Consider the following 17,219-nt stretch of genomic DNA (forward strand, 5'->3'; position numbering starts at 1 on the left):
CGGCACTTTTGCTGTTAGCCCCTTTCAGCACGTCTATTTTGGCCTAGCTTGGCCGTTAATTATGTTGTTATAAATGAGCCTGAAAAAGTTTACCCAGTACAAGTTACTGTTTTTAATGTTGTTGTCGCTTTGTGTCTTACTCCCTTTTATTCCAGATCAGGCTTACCACATTCCCGGCCCAGATATCGCGAAGCAAAACTTCCATGTGATTGAGTTTAACGATCAAGGTCAGCCCCATGACGAAAGGCAATGGCAAGGTCTAGAGGCGCGCATATCTCAGCCAGAGCCTGCACAGATCCCTGAACTATTGATCTTTGTCCACGGCTGGCACCATAGTGCAGAGCCTAAAGATGAAAACTTTATCGCCTTCGAGCAATTTTATCAGCAGATGGCGGCGTCCGATACGCAGCGCAACTTATTGGGTTTGTATATTGGCTGGCGCGGCGATAAATACGATCCCTTTTGGATTGATGGCTCAGATGATGCGAAAAGCTGGATTGAACCCTTAGATTTTCCTACCATTTTACAGCGTAAACGGGTTGCTAAACGCATAGGTCAATTAGGTTTATCCCAACTGCTTGATAAGCTCGATGGCTTAGTAGCCGAGCATAAACTACTGCGTTATACCGTGATTGGTCATAGTCTTGGCGGGGCGGTTGTTTTGCATGCCAGCAAAGATCGCATCAAGGCGGCTATCGATCATCAGCAGGATAATCCCAATTTATTCTTACTGTTAAATCCTGCCGTGCCCGCGAAGGAGTATCAGCCACTCGATACCTTGGTGAGCTTAGATAGGCAAAAACCGAGTATGGTGGTATTGCAGTCGAAGGGCGATTTTGCGGTGAAAGAAGCCTTTAATTACATCAAGGATGGCGAGCGTGCTGTCGGTAATTCTTGGGCGATTACCCACGATATCGACAAATGCTCAGGTGGTAATTGTACTACGCCAATGAAGATGCCGTCGGCTTTGATGGCGCACGATCAAATTCCTGGCTGTATGATGACCTTGCCCCATTCTGGTTGGAAAATTCGCGCTCGTCTGCAGGCTCGCCGCAGTGTGCAAACCTGTCCCGATGCCAATATGCAGGCCGTGTGGGTGCTGGCGGTGTCGGATGAAATCGTTTCAGGACACAATGGTATTCTGACGCCGGATCATGCCAAAGCTTTGTCTGAAGTGATGAGTATGATTGATTTGTATCGAAATCAATTACCTAAACATGCAGTGGAAAGTCCCGCAAACCAAGATCTCGGTACTTTAGCGCCAGAGTCAGAAGCTGCAACATCCACACAAGGTGAAGCGCCTGTGCCACAAGAGCCGGTGATGATTGTCGAGCCCTTACCTGAAGAACAAGGTTCACCGACGCCTGAGGTCAACGCACCATTGCAGGAACCAAACGTATCACAGGAACAAGATAAGTCTGCCGTTACTGAGGTACCGCACGCGCCAATCAAAGCGCCAGAACTAGAATCAAAACCTGAGGCTAAGCCAAATGACGGCGCAGAGCCTCAACCTAAGGTTGAGACTGAAGGCATAAAGTGATTTAGGTAATCCAAAAGGAATCGGAAGAATAGATCCTAAATCGCTTACTGCGGATTTTTGGTTTGCCACCTGCGCCAAGTAAAAGTGATTAGCGCCGCGAGTATTAGGCTGACAATGGCCCATGTGGGGTATTTGTGCTGGTGGTAAAATGCCAGCATAGGAGCAATTTCATCGCGGATTAACACTGGGCCTAACCCAAAAAGTGCCACCCAAATGCTGGTGGCTAGGGCATTACCTATTACAAATTGCTTTAGCGGCATTTTAGCCAAGCCACAGCCGATAAACATAAATTGTTTTAATCCCTCAACAAAACGACTCAGCACTAAAGCGGCAATGCCATATTGGCCAATAACGCCATGGATTTTGTCTTCCAATTGCGGTTTTATCCAGCCCTTCTTAAGCAACACATCACCAAAGCGCCAGCCGATAAAATATCCCAAGCTGTTACCGCAGAGTGCAGCGCAAGCTGCGACGATCATCACCAATGGCAGTGACATTTGCCCTGCAGCAGCTAATAAACTGGCGACAATCAATAAGGATTGCCCCGGCGCTGGAATGCCAAAACCCTCGACAGCAATCGCGATAAATAGCAGCACATAGCCGTATTGCTGCAGCCAAGGGGTGAGTTCGGTGATGATATGTTGTAGCGCTTCTGGCATGGATGAAAGTGATCAAATCAGTGTGACGATTGGCCCATCATACTCGCCAACTTCTCTGGCTGGATAGATTTATGAGCAAAGTTTCATGCCAGTTTTAGTTGGTGGCGGTGAATAGGCGTAAGGCAGGGGTTCAGTTTTTACCTGGAATATAAAAAGGCCGAACTCAGTTCGGCCTTAATATCGGTGCTACCGTCGCGACGAAAAAGCGACTATGCGAATGCCGCTTGTAGCTGTGGAACGACTTGTTTTTTACGGCTTAATACGCCGTCTAACCAGACTTTGCCATCGACGGTATCTTTACCGTAGGCGCGTTGGGTCAGGTCGCTATCGTCAGACACGATTAACAGCTCTGAGCCTTCTTTCATAATGTCAGTCAGCAGTAACAATACGCTGTGGCGATTGCCTTCCACTTTCAGTGCTTTGATATCGGCTTCTAACTCGGCCTTGATATCGTCAAATACTGACAGGTCGATCACTTCTAACTGGCCGATACCGACTAAGTTACCGTTCATGTTGAAGTCTTTAAAGTCGCGCATAACGAGGTCGCGTGCTGGCGTGCCTTGTACGGCTGATTTCACTTTGAACATTTCCATGCCCAGTTCTTTGAAATCTTCAACACCAGCGATTTCAGCTAAGGCTTCAACACAGCGAATATCGGCAGTGGTACAAGTCGGTGATTTGAAAATCACGGTATCGCTCAGAATGGCGCACATCATGATGCCAGCGATATTTTTAGGGATAGCGACTTGGTAAAAGTCGAACATCATCTTGATCACTGTGTTGCTGCAACCTACTGGGCGGATCCAGCATTCTAACGGGGTATCTGTGGTCAGATCGCCAAGCTTGTGGTGATCGACAATCCCGACGATGGTCGCTTGGGCGATATCATCCGGTGCTTGAGTCAGTTCTGAATGGTCAACGATATACACTTGCTCGCCAGCGTAGCTGGTTTTGTATTCCGGTGCTTCGAAGCCGAAACGTTCCAGAATAAAAGCGGTTTCGGGTGACAATTCACCTAAACGTGCGGCAATGGCTTCTTCACCGATTTGGTTTTTTAAATAGGCTAACGCGATAGCACCGCAGATTGAATCAGAATCGGGGATCTTGTGACCGACAACGTAAATAGGCATTTCAGGGACTCTCCTTTAAATTTGTGGCAATTTTAGCAATATTTGGCTCGGATCGGAAATAGCCAAAGCGCATATCACTGCGCGCTTAAGACGCTATAACGCTAAAAATCCCGAGCTGAGATTTGGTAAAGATGGCTTAAGGGTTAGATCTTTACTTTTATCACGACTTTACGCACTGCTGTGGCGATATCGCCCGTGCCAGGCATATGCATGTCACCGGGAAAAAATAGCGCAAACATACCCGCTTTGAGTTGCACATAAGAGGCATTGGCTTTGTTTGTCTCGTAATCAAACTCGGCGTAATCGTGTTTGTCAAAATAGGGCTTTGAGGGTGTTTGGCCCGCTAGTGGCAAATAACCAAACTCTTCTTCACCGCTGAACACATATTGCACATCGATATATTTTTGATGCACTTCAAAGGGTTCTGTCGATTTATGCTTAGTGTGATAGTCGTTGACTATCACAAAAATGTTGTCGCCATCGAGGGGATAATTGCCCACGGGCAGCTGACTAAAGTCTGTGGTGGCAAGATGTTCTAATGCTGTGGCAAGCCGAGGGCTTAGGGATTGATAAATATGGCGGTTTGCTAAGGTATCGACGATCATCGGTTACTCTACATGGCGGATGTGAATGAGTGAATTGTAAAGATTATAATCAGATAGTCGCCGTTAGGACATAAGCTTTAGACATAAAAAACAGGCCGTAGCATGGCCTGTTTTTATATCAAGTGTCACTTTGTTCGCTAAGACGCGCTTAGTAAGTGTATTTAGCTTCTAAGAAGTAATAGCCACCATTAAAACCAAACGGGGTGTTGGTTAATGGGTAGACGAAGATGCCTCCGAAGTTATTGTCATCAGGGCGTTTTTCTGGATACACATCAAACAGGTTTTGTACCCCAGCGGTGAAACTTAGCGCATCGGTTGCCGCGTATCTCACCGACAGATCCATCACCCATTGATCGCTGTAATTCACATCGCCCGTTGAATAGCCGACAGTGTAATCACCAAAGTAGCTGAGGCGAATATTGGTCTTAAAGTCGCCTAGCTCATGGGTCAAGCCCAAATTACCCGTGTTATGCGGTGTCGCCGAGGTCATGCGAGTTTGTTCAATGCTATCGAATAGTTTAGGGCCGAGTCCGTCTAAAATCTCTGGGAAATTAATATCTTGGATTTCAGTCTTATTGTAGGCATAGGCTAAGTTAGCCCGTAAATCACCCCATGAGCCGATATCAAAATCTTGGCTCACTACAAGGTCAACGCCACGGGTGCGGGTATCGACGGCGTTGATAAAGAAGCGCGCAGATTCCGCATTGGTGCCCGCCAGCGCCGCCGCTACGGCGGGCGAATCATTAGGCGTCACTGAGCTCGACAGAATAATGCGATCATCGATGGAGATTTGATAGGCATCTAATGTCAGTGCTAAGCCCGTGTCATTGGTGTACACCAAGCCTAAGCTAAATGATTGGGATAGTTCGGGATCTAACTCATTAATACCCAGTGCTTTGGTCACTGGCGATAGGGTGTTAAAAGTGCCTGACTCAATAGGCACCAGCTGACCAGTCACAGGATCGGGATTAAACAGCGTCGAGATATTGCTGAAGTACAGTTGTTGTACGCTCGGCGCTCTAAAGCCAGTGTTGATGGTACCGCGCAGGGCCAAGTTATCGGTGAAATCGTAACGGCCCGCTAACTTCCAACTGGTGTTGCCACCAAAGTCAGAATAGTTTTCATAACGCAGCGCCGCCGCCCAGTAAAACTCATTGGTTAACTGGTTCTCGAGTTCCATATAAACGCCAGTGTTATCACGGGTTTCATCCACTTGCGACTCAGGGGTAAAACCGGTGAAACCTTGGCTACCCGCAGCGCGGTTGTCGTAACCCCCATTGATGTATGAACCCGTTTCGCCCGCTTCAATTTGATAGCCGTTTTGGCGCCACGACACACCCGTCGCAAACAAGATTTCAGAGTCATTGGCAAAGGCAAAGTAGCGCGAGGCATCGAGATTAAGATTGGTTTCACGGGTCGTGAGTGTGCCCGCGTCAAACTCGGTTGGGCTATCTGGGCCTAAAGAGGCGTTTAAGGTATTAACAATATTGTAGTTAAATGAGTTTTCGCCATGGCCAGCCGAAGTATCGATATTCCACTCGCCTAGGCTAAATTCATACCCCAGCACTAAGGAAGCATCGATAATTTTAGGATTGATTTGTGGTAAGAAACCATCTGGATAGATTTCGGTTAAGTTACGGGCGTCGAGTGCGCGGCGGTAAAAGGCACCTGACTTAGTTTCACGTTGGCTGATGCCACCAAACGCATAGAGTTTGCCATCTTTTGTGATGGGCTGGGCAGCGTTGATGAATAGACCTAAGTTGTCATATTCGGCATCGCCGACCTGGTGGCTCTTACGGTTAAATGTGGCTTCGCGTGGATCGGCTGAGCCATCGGGTAATTTTTCATACTGTTGACGAGGGTCCAATCCAGCGCGGTTAGTGCTGTCTTTATGGTGGGCTTCTAGGGATACATTCACAAAGCCATCGTTACTTAAACTGATGCCGTGGTTTACACCCACACGCCATTGCTCGCCATCACCTATGTAGGTTTGTCCTGCTTGAGCCGAGAGGCTACCACCTTGATCGCTGTCCTTTAGTACCACGTTGATGACGCCGGCAATTGCATCCGAGCCATATTGTGCCGAGGCACCATCACGCAAAATTTCGATGCGCTTAATCGCCGTCATAGGGATAGCGTTTAAGTCTACGTTAGATGAACCTTTACCCACAGTGCCACTTAAATGCACTAGCGCTGAGCCGTGACGACGTTTGCCGTTAACGAGTACTAAGGTGTGGTCGGGTGACAGGCCGCGCAAACTCGCGGGGCGCACCGCATCTGAACCGTCAGTCACTGAGGAGAATGGGAAGCTGTAGCTTGGGGCGGCAAATTGCAGTGCTTTAGCGGTTTCAGTCATACCGGTCGATTCGAGCTGCTCGGCAGTGATAATGTCTACAGGGGCAACACTGTCAGTTGCCGTGCGCAGTGCTATGCGTGAACCTATGATTTCGATTTTCTCGAAGCCAGGCTGTTGCTCTTCGGCTTGAACAGCTGGAATGGCGAGTATAGATGACACTGCCAATGCGATAATCCCTAGGCGCATAAAAACCTCTCAATGATGTTTGTAACCCGATACTCGAACTTAGGAGTGCAGATTAAAGATAACGTAACAATTCAATGTGGAGAAGGTTATCACTGTAACAATTGTTACATCTAGACATAAATGTGCTAACTCAGAGCCGAGTGTTCTAGTTAATGTTTAAAATGCAGTTGAATATATGGATTAAACCTTGTTATCGGCAGATGTGCTTTGGGTGTTTTGGCGAGTTAAGTCGATGATATGAATTGTTTATTGACGTGCGCCATCGTGGTTTAATGCGTTATTTCATTTTAATGGCACTGGCTTGAAGGAACACAGATTTGTCAGCGTTACGATTTCTCGCGGGAGCAACAGCATTTAATACCTTGGCAGAACAAGGCCTTAAATCTGAACATTTTACCCAGCTACTTGCCGCCTCCGGTGGACCTAAATGGCTTGGTATCGCAGGGCTAGATAAGTATCTGTTTTCTGAGTTTTTCAAAAACAGACAAACACCGCTTTATACGCTTGGCGCGTCTTCAGGGGCGTGGCGTTTAGCCTGCTTGGCGCAGCAAGATCCTCTCGCAGCCTATGGTCGCTTAGAGGATTTTTATATTGGTCAGCGTTACGACAGTATGCCAACTCCGCAGGAAGTCAGTGCACAAGTTAAAGGCGTAGTGCAGGGGATTTTAGGCGCCAGAGGCAGTAGTGAGATAGTCAACAACGCTCATATCCACAGTCATTTAGTAGTGTGCCGCGGCAAACATTTAAATCGTTTAACGGCAAAGCTGCCACTCGTTGTGGGGCTGGCGATAACGGCGGCGACTAACTTAGTCAGCCGCCGAAGTTTAGGCTGGCATTTTGAACGTGTGGTCTTTAGCCAACAAGCTGCAGCCTCTCCCTTTTTGCAACTCAATGACTTACCTAGTCAGCAGGCCGAGTTAACCGAGGCCAATGTCGATGCTGTGATGTTAGCAACGGGATCAATTCCATTATTGCTAGCCCCCGTACCGCAAATTGAGGGCGTTGCCGATGGGCAATATTACGATGGTGGCATTACCGACTATCACTTCGATTTGCCTTTATCCCACGCTACGGGGTTGACGCTGTATCCACATTTTTATCCAACGATCAGCCCAGGATGGTTCGATAAATCCTTGAAGTGGCGCCAAGGTCGAGCCAATTATCACAATGCACTCGTGTTAGCACCATCGGCTGAATTTGTGGCTTCATTGCCCTTTGGTAAAATCCCCGACCGCGAAGATTTTAAACAACTGGATACGGCGCAGCGGATGCAATACTGGCGAACAGCGGTGGCCTTGAGTGAACGTCTGGCCGAGGAGTTTGCCGAGGTTGTTGCTAAGGGAAATGTGCTGGAGCGACTAGAGCGCTTTTAGTTTTAAGTGCGGTGGTCCAGAAAACGGGGTTTAAAATGGCTGGTTTGAAATGCCCTGATTTAGCCTAGTTTGGTCGCCAATTTATTTTTGCACTCAACGGCTTCAGGAAGGAAATTATTCCACCTGCTACACTCTAAGGTAATAAGGAATACGAATGCATTGATATTCGTTTCCTTCTATTTGAGGGGCAGGAGGTTGCTATGCAAACACGAGAAATGGCGTTACTCATGCGCGATGCCTTGTTGCTGCCACAGGGACGGGTAGAGGTTCGTGTAGTCGACCCCGGTCATCTGCGCATGGTGGCCGATGTCTTCAAGGGAAAATATGCGCTCGCTTTTGCCACCATTCGACCCCGCGGCAGTCCGCCCTGTTACCCCACCGCTACCCAGTGCGACATTATCGATTTTAATCAGCTAGAAGACGATTCACTCAGCCTAGTGCTCGAAGGGCGCCAGCGCGTCAGCATCCTCTCGGCGGCGCAGGCCAAAGATAAGTTGTGGATGGCGCGTACTTTACCCTGCCGTAACTGGCAAGAAGAGCCGATTAAAGGTGAATTTGAGCTAATAAGCGCTGCATTAGAGCAGTTTTATGAGGTGAATCCCGATCTGTTTGAGCTCTATTCTCAAGTGCATTTGGAAGATGCGGCTTGGGTAAGCCAGCGCTGGCTCGAGGTTTTACCTATGTATAATAAAGACAAATTAGTGTTAGTTAATCAGCCCGATTGCCACAAAACCTTGGACTTCGTGCTGCAACTTATCAAGTCCCATGTGGACTGAAAAACCACAAAAAGGCTAGAATAGCGGCTTTCTATAGCCGCTTTTTTTGTGATATGACAGCATCTGCCCGCGCCGCCCAACCTTCTTACATAGTGCTTCCTGTGAATGTCACAGATATACCCACAGTGTTTGCCTTTCTTGCACAGCATTTTGCCCGCATAGGTGAAGATGTATGGCGTCAGCGGATCCTTGACGGAAAAGTGCATTGGCGCGACGGCAGTTTGATCGCCTTGGACACCGAGTATCGTCCAGCTGCGCGGGTGTATTACTACCGTGAAGTGCCAGTCGAAGCGAAAATTCCCTTCGAAGAACAGATCCTATTCCAAGATGACAACGTTATTTTGGCCTATAAACCACACTTTTTACCTGTGACCCCAAGCGGCAATTATGTGAACGAATGTCTGGTACATAGACTGAGATTACGCACCGGCATAGACACTATCGCGCCTGCTCATAGGCTTGACCGTGAAACCGCAGGGGTGATCTTGATGACAGTCGCGCCCGAAACCCGCGCCCTTTATCATCAATTATTTATCGACGATGCTATTCGTAAAGACTATCAAGCGATTGCCAAGCTGACACCTGAGATTATTGAACAATATCAACAGGGAAGCTTAACGTTACCCCTGCATTGGACGGTAAAAAACCGCATGCAGCCGAGCGACCCGAGTTTTACCATGAAAATAGTAGAAGGCGAGCCGAATACCCATTCCGAAATCAGCCTAGTAGCCATTAATGGCGATCTTGGTTTGTTCCACCTGAGCCCAATTACCGGCAAAACCCACCAGTTGCGGGTGCATATGCAAAGCTTAGGTATGCCACTGTTAAACGACAGATTTTATCCAAGCTTATTACCCAAAGGACCGGATAAATTTGAGGCCCCCCTAAAATTGATGGCACAGCGTTTACGTTTTATCGATCCTGTGAGCGGGATCCATCACGACGTGCAATGTGAGGGTTTTTAGTTACAGAATCAATATCATTTCTTTTTTAATGTTTATATTTATCTTATTGTCAACAAATCCGCTAATTGAAAGCGCATGATATAACATGTGTGTAAATGTGTTGTTTCGCCTGTGATAGTTAACCTGCTGTAAAATAATACATTATAAATTAGCATTTATAATGTATTAGATTTAACCACAATAATATTTAACTTCTGTTTATAATGCTTAACTGATTATTAATTTAGTCCTAAATTAGCTGTTATTTATAATTTTTGGTCTAGAGTAATAAGGTATTAGTTTATTACATGGATGTTGTTTTTGAACTGTCTTTAAACTCTCTGAGACAAGCTCACAATCTATGTAGGATATTGATATGAAAGAAGTCATTCTTAGTAATTTGAGTGTCGATTTACCCCATGATTACTTTGTCTGGATTGGTCGCTATCAAAATGCTGATTGGCACCCTTGGTTTGAGCAATTTACCTCAGTAGAGGCTTTGATTGGTAATGGGCGAATCCCTGAGGTAATCGTATTATCGGTACAAGCTGAAGAGCAAGATAAGTGGCTTATGATGTTGAGGCAGCATGAGCTTACTGCATTGAGCTTAATCTGGGTCTCCCGCGAAAGCCCATTATCACCTTTTCTCGGAAATGGAATATGGCGAGAAGATTATAAAGAGCAATATCAGTCGTATAAGTTAAAAAAACAGCAAATCAAACTCAATTTTCAAGATGATATTGTACATAAATTATTATGTTATTTGTGGTGTCATTGTGACGCGATTCTTGAACCTCATTCTGTCCCCGCGCGCCGCTATTTATATGATTATCCTTTATTGAATGCTTGGGGTGTGAGTCCTGAGGAAAGTTTCGCTTGGCTGAGTGATTTACAAAAAAATAATTGGATTGAGAAATCTACACTATCAAATCGTTTACGATTTTGCCCAAGCTGCCATTCGGGTCATTTAAATTACATTGATGTTTGTCCGCAATGCCACAGTATTGATACTGAGCAGCAAAGTAGTTTGCATTGTTTTAATTGCGGTCATGTTGGTGATCAAGCATTGTTTCGAAAACTCAATACCTTGAGTTGTCCAAATTGCTTGCAAAACCTACGACACATAGGTGTTGATTATGATAGACCAATAGAAAATCATCACTGTCATTCATGCCAAACTTTATTTGTCGATGCCGTGGTTAAGGCCGAGTGTTTGCATTGTAAGGTAAGTAGTCAGCTTGATTCTTTACATGTACGCAATGTGTACAGTTACAAATTGACGCCCCATGGACGCGGTTTAGTGCGCCAAGGAAGAGCGCAATCGCTTTTCAGTTTAGCGCCGGGTGAACAGATGGTCAGTGAGCAGTTCTATTGGTTACTTGATTGGCAGAACAAACTGGCAAAACGTCATCATCAGACACATTCCATTTTGTCGGTGCAAATGCTTAATGTGGCTGAGTTTTTAAGTGCAGAGGGTGAGGCTAAAGGTTTTGCTCAACTGGACGCACTACAAGAGCGTTTACGCAGTGTGATCCGGGTGACTGATGCATGCAGTAATTACACTCAAGATGGGCTGTTAATGCTGTTGCCTATGACAGAAATCAAGCAGTTAAAGAGTATTTATAACAAGCTTTTTGATTTGAAAGAGCTGCAATCCTCCTCGAAAATCGAATTAAGCGTTAAGGCAATTAGCCTACCAGCCAATATTGGTGACAATGTTGGTGAGTGGCTTACCGATCAACTCCTACAAGCTAAGCCAATGTGATGATGAGTGAATTCAATACCATCACTTATATGTTGCTGGATATCTGGCATCAACTTGCACAGCACTTAACGTTCTTTGTGTGGTTGGTGCCGTTGATATTGTTATATGAAGTCCCCTTAATGCTACTCGTAGTGACAGGCATTTTACGTTTCTTTTATACCAGCTTTATGCAGGTGCCTAAGCAGTCGCTGTTTAGACCTAAAGTGTCCTGTGTGATTACCTGTTATGCCGAAGGTGAGGCGGTGAAGTCAACGATTGATTCTTTTATCGAGCAAGTTTATGACGGTGAGATAGAGATCATTGCTGTGGTTGATGGGGCTGTCCAAAATGGATTGACTTACCGTGTTGCAATGGCCGCGGCTAAGGCGTGCCAAACTTATAATCGCACTGTAATTGTGCTGCCTAAGTGGCAGCGGGGTGGACGAGTCTCGACATTAAATGCGGGATTGGCGACAGCGACGGGTGAGATAGTGATCAATGCCGATGCTGATACTTCCTTTGATAACGATATGGTGTCGCAGATAGTGCCACATTTTGAAGACCCGAATGTGCCCGCTGTGGGTGGAGCGTTGCGAGTGCGGAATGTGAGTGAATCCATATTTACTCGGATGCAAGCTATTGAATACTTGATCTCAATGCAAGGTGGTAAAACAGGGTTAGGGCAGTGGAATTTGCTGAACAATATTTCTGGTGCTTTTGGCGCTTTCAGACGAACCTTTTTAATCCAAATTGGTGGCTGGGACACTCACACTGCAGAAGATCTTGATTTAACCATAAGAATAAAACAGTACTTTAAACGACATCCTGATTGGCGGATCCCTTTTGCGACACTGGCTATTGGCCATACGGATGCCCCTGCGGATCTAAAAACCTTAGTCTGGCAAAGGCTACGTTGGGATGGCGATTTATTGTTTTTATATTTTCGTAAACACTGGCCAGCATTTACACCCAAACTATTGGGTAGCGGTACTTTTGTATTTACCTTGCTCTACGGTTTTTTACAGAACGTATTAATGCCCTTTGTGATCGTTTTCTATGGGATTGGTATTGTTGTTAGTTTTCCATGGCAGTTTATTTTGTCTATTGCATTAACGATTTACGGCTTCTATTTGGTCATTTTAGCTTTCTTTTATTCAATGGTTCTATTGGCGATATCTGAGCGAATTCCTCAAGATTTACGCTTAGCTGTTTGGCTACCGTTATATCCTTTTTATGCACTGTTTATGCGAATGGTGTGTCTGTTTGCCTTGTTAAACGAAATGGTTCGACGTTCACATGAAGAAAGTTCAATGGCGCCTTGGTGGGTGTTAAAACGCGGGAGAAAGTTTTAATGAAAGTGAGTTATCAAGCCAGTGACAAGGCGCAAAATCCGACTGAAGATAAGGGTATTGGAGTGCGCTATGCTGCCGCTAAGCGTAGTGGATTCAAAGGGCGTTGGTATTTATTGTTATTGTTAGTTATTGCGCCAGTTGCCATTGTCGGTTGGATTTTGTTGCGACCACATTTATTTGTGTTGGCGAGTGGCATAGTAACGACTGAGCCATTAGAAGTGCGAGCTCCGAGTACTGGCGATGTCAGTGCTATTGAGGTAAAGCCTGGTGATACGCTGAATGTCGGAACGCCAATCCTCTCAATCACAGATCCGCAACTGAATGCCCAAATAGGTGAGTTAGAAAGGCAGTTAGCCCAACTTAATATTGAGGACCTAAGCTTAAATTCAGTGATTTTGGCGCAATTACAAATTCGTATTGACGTCGCCAGCGAGGGCGTTACTCGGCAGGACATTTTGTTGAAAAGTTATGAGAATTTTCAGAAAAAGGGAGTTGTACCAACCTCTGATATGGCGACAGTACTACAAGCTCATACCGCCTCCAAAATGGCATTGGAGCAAGCTAAGGTTGATTTAATGCAGGCCAAGCAAAAGCAGCTCGTGGAGTTGAGTGCTGGTGTGGTCACCCAGTCCCGTCGCAATATTGAGTTACAACTAGCTCGGCTTAAGGCGCAGCAATCACAATTACAAATCAGGGCGTTAACGGCAACTCGAGTCGTGGATATTCTGGTGCAATCTGGAGAGCATATTGTTGAGGACCGTCCATTAGCTTTACTTGCAGGTCGAGAGAGTCCAGTTGTTTTAGCATTTCTCGAACCTAAATATTTGGATTACACAAGGATAGGCCAGCAAGCGACAATTACTTTAGCAAATGGTGACCGTTTTAGAGCGAGCATTTCCGAACCAACTGAGTTAGTTGGGCGTTTACCTAAGCAGCTTTCTGGTCCCTTTGATGGAGAAAAGCCTGTGCTGCAGATTACTTTAAAACCTGAAATGGTTTTACCTGTTTCTATTGAAGGGGTACCTGTTGAAGTCAGTTTCGATTATGTTTGGTAGCGTGAGCTTAATGCGCCAAATGCCTGCTGTGTACAGGTTTTGATACTCATTGCTAGCAGGGTATAAAGTCCAGCACTGGTCTAATTGGTTTTTGTGTGGTTATGATAAGTGCAATCTAATTTATCATGACTGCGTTTTATCAGCCTATTAGGATTGTAAAATGACTAAATCTGCGATGATCTCTATCTTACTTTGCGCTGCGGTATTAGTGGCAGCCATGTTTGTTGGCGACTGGACGAAACAACCTTATTTGAAGGATATTGCCGCTGAGATCCGTAAGGGGGCTGCGGTGATTGAACCGAAGAAACCGAGTTCGTCTGCTGCATCGGTCGTTGAGGCTGATGATGTGGACCAAGACTCGAAGGTGATTTGGGATCAAATGGTACATGAGAAACCAGCAGGTAAGCCGCAGCCAGAGGCGTTGATTTTCAATCAAGTACAGCCGAAGAAAGTCGAAACCGATGAGGTATTATCTAAAAATATTCCACCGCTGGATTCGGGTTCGGGCGCCACTCAGCCTGAGACGGTTAAACATAATAAACCCGTTTAATTTGTTATTCCTGTTTTGGAGGTTCGAACAAGGTTTCGCTCATATCACCATGTAAAACTGCAATTTTTGTTGGCGCACCATCATCCGCAAGTTCCAAAATCCCAATACCGCTTTTATTCACTAAACGTTTGCTCGGCGCACCATTCGGTCTTCTGCCGCGCAGCGACATACGTTTTCGTTTTGTCAGTAAATTCAGTGGCGAAAAGTGGCCGTAAAACCAGCCATTGAGTTTATCGAAAATCGGTAACAACTTCTCGGGGAAGTGATTTTTAATGCCGCTGCAGGTGATTTGGTAGATGTTAGGGCTACTGCGTCTAAAACGAATACTAATGTCGTAACTAAAGGAGTAATGCACATCGCCGGAGAGGATCACAAATTCCTCTGGGGTTTTACGGTGCATAAAAATACTCAGTAGCGCGTTGGCGGCACCGGGGTGGGCCATCCAGTTTTCGGCGTCCACCAACAAAGAAGCGCCCATCAGCGTGGCTGTACGCTGCACAGCCTCAATCAGTTTGACCCCAAACATAGGGGCAGGAGAGACAATAATGACCTTCGACTGGCCGAGCAATTCTTGCTGCAAATCCATTAACGCCTCCCAATCCATTAAGCCGGAAGGTTTTGCGAGATTGGATTCACTGCGCCAGCGGCGAGTGCGGGTATCGAGCACCACAAGTTTGGGCGAGGTCGCTAAGGTGTAATGCCATTGCTCAAATTTAAGTAATTCGTCGATGAGTAGATCCTGACTTTCACTCTGTGGCTGTACAAAAAAAGCATCGAGCAGCGGGCGGATTTCATCAGCAAATTTATCGGGCGCATTGCCAAGCCCTTGGAATAAGGTATAGCCAATCAGGGCATTACCTATAATGCGTTTTGAAAATGCATGCTCGTAGGCAGCGAGTTCCCATTTGGCGGTGAGGTTCCAGTCGTCGGTGACGTCGTGGTCGTCAAACATCATGTAAACGGGAATGTGCGCCATAAAGCGCCTCACCTGCGTCAGCCCAGCTTTAAAGCCGAGCAAATGTTGCCATTCATTCTGCCAGCGGGCGTTATTGGCGGGTATTAAGCCATCAACATCCTTGGGGATATTGACTAATTCCCACAGCTCTGGCGACCAAGTAAGTAAATACAAGGCGATGATTTCATTCAGGCTGACAAGATGATTCTCAGCGATGGAGGAAGTGAAAATCGGGTGATTGCGATACCAACGCCATAGTGCGGTTTTGGCGGGATATTGAGTGTGCGGCAGCAGGTTTTTATGGCGCTGATACAAATCGGCCGGTTGATAATGCAGTGTTTCACTACTGGCTATGTTCGCCCCTTCAAATTGCTCATGCTGAAGGCCAAGCAAGTCGATGACTTGTCCTATGGCGTTTAACATGGGGCCTGCCACATCATCGATATAAACTTGATCGCCACTCATCACGATAAGAGCGGGGCGATCGTCCGCTACACCCGTGTCGATTCTCTTGGCTAAATAGGTATCTGCGGCGACGAGCGCATCGTCACTGTGGTGATGCGGATTGCGGCAAGAACCATGAAATACTTGGGTTAATTCTGGGATAAAACGCACACTTGGCGATGAGGCATCGCCATAGTTCAGCTGACTGATGTTGGCAAAAATATCCCCATGTTGGGCGGCGGATACTTGGTAATTTGTGACTCGATTCGGCGTGAGTAACTCTGGTCGCGACAGCATGATCAGATATTGATGGGCGTGCTGCCCGAGTGGCACATAGTGCACATCGGCATCCTGCAACGGAACCTCATGTTCACCTAGGCGCAACGTAAGATCAGTTAATGGCTCACGACTCACAAACCACAAGGTAAAATGTGTGGCATCGCAGTGGCGCAGCATAGGGCCTGCCAATATCAGAGGAAGTGTCGGACTCAAATTCAGCCTATTGGTGCTCAGGTTAATCTCAAGTGAGTTAACCCTAAGTAAGTTTGGTTTAAAAGAGTAAACAAGTGCGTTGAATATGAAAAGCTTTTAGAATTGTCAGTCATACACATGAGTTGAAACTGAATGGGGCAATATGGCTAAGATCATGGTAACTGGCGCGACTGGGCTACTCGGCCGAGCTGTTGTAAAACAGCTTGAATTAACGGGACATGAGGTTGTGGCCACAGGTTTTAGCCGCGCAAGTGAGCGAGTGCATAAACTCGATCTGACAGCCCCTTTGGCTGTCGAGGCATTTATCGCCCGCGAGCAACCGCAAGTCATAGTGCACTGCGCCGCCGAGCGTCGCCCCGATGTGTCGGAGCAAAATCCGCAGGCGGCATTGGCACTTAACTTAACCGCCAGCCAAGCCCTCGCTATGGCAGCTAAGGCCAATAATGCTTGGCTTATCTATATCTCCACCGACTATGTGTTCGATGGCACTCAGCCTAAGTACGCCGAAGATGCTGCCACTCATCCTGTTAATTTTTATGGTGAATCTAAGCTAAAGGGCGAAGAAATAGTGCTTAACACGAGTGCTGATTTTGCCGTGCTACGCTTGCCAATCCTTTACGGCCAAGTAGAGAAGCTGAGTGAATCTGCTGTGCTAGTGCTGGTTAACCAATTGATTGATCGTCGGGCTCAGGGTGTCGATCATTGGGCCGTGCGAAGTCCAACCTCGACCGCCGATATTGCCCAAGCCATAGACAAGATGATTGCACAGCATATTGAAGCGCCTATCGTGCAGGGGATTTATCACTTTAGCGCCGCAGAGACTATGACTAAGTATCAGATGCTGTTGACCTTAGGGGAGATTTTACAACTCAGCACGGCACACTTAACGCCTGAGTCGACACCGACGGATAATGCCAAACGGCCAAGGGACTGTAGCTTGAGTTGTGCACGTTTAGCGGCGCTCGGTATTCGCTCCGACATTGATTTCGCCACGGGTGCACGCCAAGCATTAACGCAATCGAGTGGCGCACTGGCCGCACTCGGACTCACACTGTAGG

At 46.6% G+C, this 17,219-nt stretch carries 14 protein-coding genes; 9 read left to right on the top strand and 5 right to left on the bottom strand.

Going from position 1 to position 17,219, the window contains the following annotated elements; genetic code table 11:
• Positions 1-73: 73 nt before the first annotated feature.
• A complete protein-coding gene (locus tag Q4Q57_RS15805) occupies positions 74-1,540 on the top strand; it encodes a thioesterase (protein ID WP_311891337.1) in 1,467 nt (488 codons plus the stop codon).
• A 44-nt stretch (positions 1,541-1,584) separates the two neighbouring features.
• On the opposite strand, the gene Q4Q57_RS15810 is transcribed toward Q4Q57_RS15805, so the two are convergent.
• The 4 genes from Q4Q57_RS15810 to Q4Q57_RS15825 form a co-directional block, all read right to left on the bottom strand.
• On the bottom strand, positions 1,585-2,199 hold the full coding sequence (locus Q4Q57_RS15810) for a DedA family protein (protein WP_259214080.1): 615 nt from the start codon (positions 2,197-2,199) through the stop codon (positions 1,585-1,587).
• Positions 2,200-2,408: 209 nt separating this feature from the next.
• On the bottom strand, positions 2,409-3,329 hold the full coding sequence (locus Q4Q57_RS15815) for a manganese-dependent inorganic pyrophosphatase (RefSeq protein WP_006083317.1): 921 nt from the start codon (positions 3,327-3,329) through the stop codon (positions 2,409-2,411).
• Positions 3,330-3,472: 143 nt separating this feature from the next.
• Positions 3,473-3,934, bottom strand: a complete 462-nt coding sequence (locus tag Q4Q57_RS15820) for a YhcH/YjgK/YiaL family protein (protein ID WP_006087102.1) — start codon at positions 3,932-3,934, stop codon at positions 3,473-3,475.
• A gap of 148 nt (positions 3,935-4,082) precedes the next feature.
• Positions 4,083-6,476: a TonB-dependent receptor gene (locus Q4Q57_RS15825; RefSeq protein WP_311891338.1), complete on the bottom strand. Its 2,394-nt coding sequence runs from the start codon at positions 6,474-6,476 to the stop codon at positions 4,083-4,085.
• A 317-nt stretch (positions 6,477-6,793) separates the two neighbouring features.
• Here Q4Q57_RS15825 and Q4Q57_RS15830 point away from each other — a divergent pair, with 317 nt between their 5' ends.
• The 7 genes from Q4Q57_RS15830 to Q4Q57_RS15860 all read left to right on the top strand — a co-directional run bounded on the left by Q4Q57_RS15830 (position 6,794) and on the right by Q4Q57_RS15860 (position 14,270).
• Positions 6,794-7,849, top strand: coding sequence for a hypothetical protein (locus tag Q4Q57_RS15830; RefSeq protein WP_012196582.1), 1,056 nt, complete (start codon positions 6,794-6,796; stop codon positions 7,847-7,849).
• A gap of 200 nt (positions 7,850-8,049) precedes the next feature.
• The gene (locus Q4Q57_RS15835; protein WP_106649247.1) at positions 8,050-8,625 is read left to right on the top strand and encodes an LON peptidase substrate-binding domain-containing protein; all 576 of its coding nucleotides are present in this window, start codon (positions 8,050-8,052) and stop codon (positions 8,623-8,625) included.
• A 53-nt stretch (positions 8,626-8,678) separates the two neighbouring features.
• On the top strand, positions 8,679-9,590 hold the full coding sequence (locus Q4Q57_RS15840) for a pseudouridine synthase (protein WP_311891339.1): 912 nt from the start codon (positions 8,679-8,681) through the stop codon (positions 9,588-9,590).
• Positions 9,591-9,945: 355 nt separating this feature from the next.
• The gene (locus Q4Q57_RS15845; RefSeq protein ID WP_220591840.1) at positions 9,946-11,334 is read left to right on the top strand and encodes a hypothetical protein; all 1,389 of its coding nucleotides are present in this window, start codon (positions 9,946-9,948) and stop codon (positions 11,332-11,334) included.
• A gap of 2 nt (positions 11,335-11,336) precedes the next feature.
• Positions 11,337-12,665, top strand: a complete 1,329-nt coding sequence (locus tag Q4Q57_RS15850) for a glycosyltransferase (RefSeq protein WP_311891340.1) — start codon at positions 11,337-11,339, stop codon at positions 12,663-12,665.
• On the top strand, positions 12,665-13,720 hold the full coding sequence (locus tag Q4Q57_RS15855) for an HlyD family secretion protein (protein ID WP_311891341.1): 1,056 nt from the start codon (positions 12,665-12,667) through the stop codon (positions 13,718-13,720). Before Q4Q57_RS15850 ends, Q4Q57_RS15855 begins: the two co-directional genes overlap by 1 nt.
• A gap of 160 nt (positions 13,721-13,880) precedes the next feature.
• Positions 13,881-14,270 carry a hypothetical protein gene (locus tag Q4Q57_RS15860; RefSeq protein ID WP_311891342.1) on the top strand — a complete coding sequence of 130 codons (390 nt, stop codon included), beginning with the start codon at positions 13,881-13,883 and terminating at the stop codon, positions 14,268-14,270.
• 4 nt (positions 14,271-14,274) lie between these two features.
• Here the strand turns inward: Q4Q57_RS15860 and Q4Q57_RS15865 are convergent, their stop codons facing one another.
• Positions 14,275-16,125, bottom strand: coding sequence for an alkaline phosphatase D family protein (locus Q4Q57_RS15865; protein WP_311891354.1), 1,851 nt, complete (start codon positions 16,123-16,125; stop codon positions 14,275-14,277).
• A 178-nt stretch (positions 16,126-16,303) separates the two neighbouring features.
• Between Q4Q57_RS15865 and Q4Q57_RS15870 the strand changes: the two genes are divergently transcribed.
• Complete coding sequence (locus tag Q4Q57_RS15870) at positions 16,304-17,218, top strand: dTDP-4-dehydrorhamnose reductase family protein (RefSeq protein WP_259567003.1); 915 nt, start codon at positions 16,304-16,306, stop codon at positions 17,216-17,218.
• Position 17,219 lies beyond the last annotated feature (1 nt).

This window comes from Shewanella sp. SP2S2-6 (assembly GCF_031931965.1).
Taxonomy (GTDB): Bacteria; Pseudomonadota; Gammaproteobacteria; order Enterobacterales; family Shewanellaceae; genus Shewanella; species Shewanella baltica.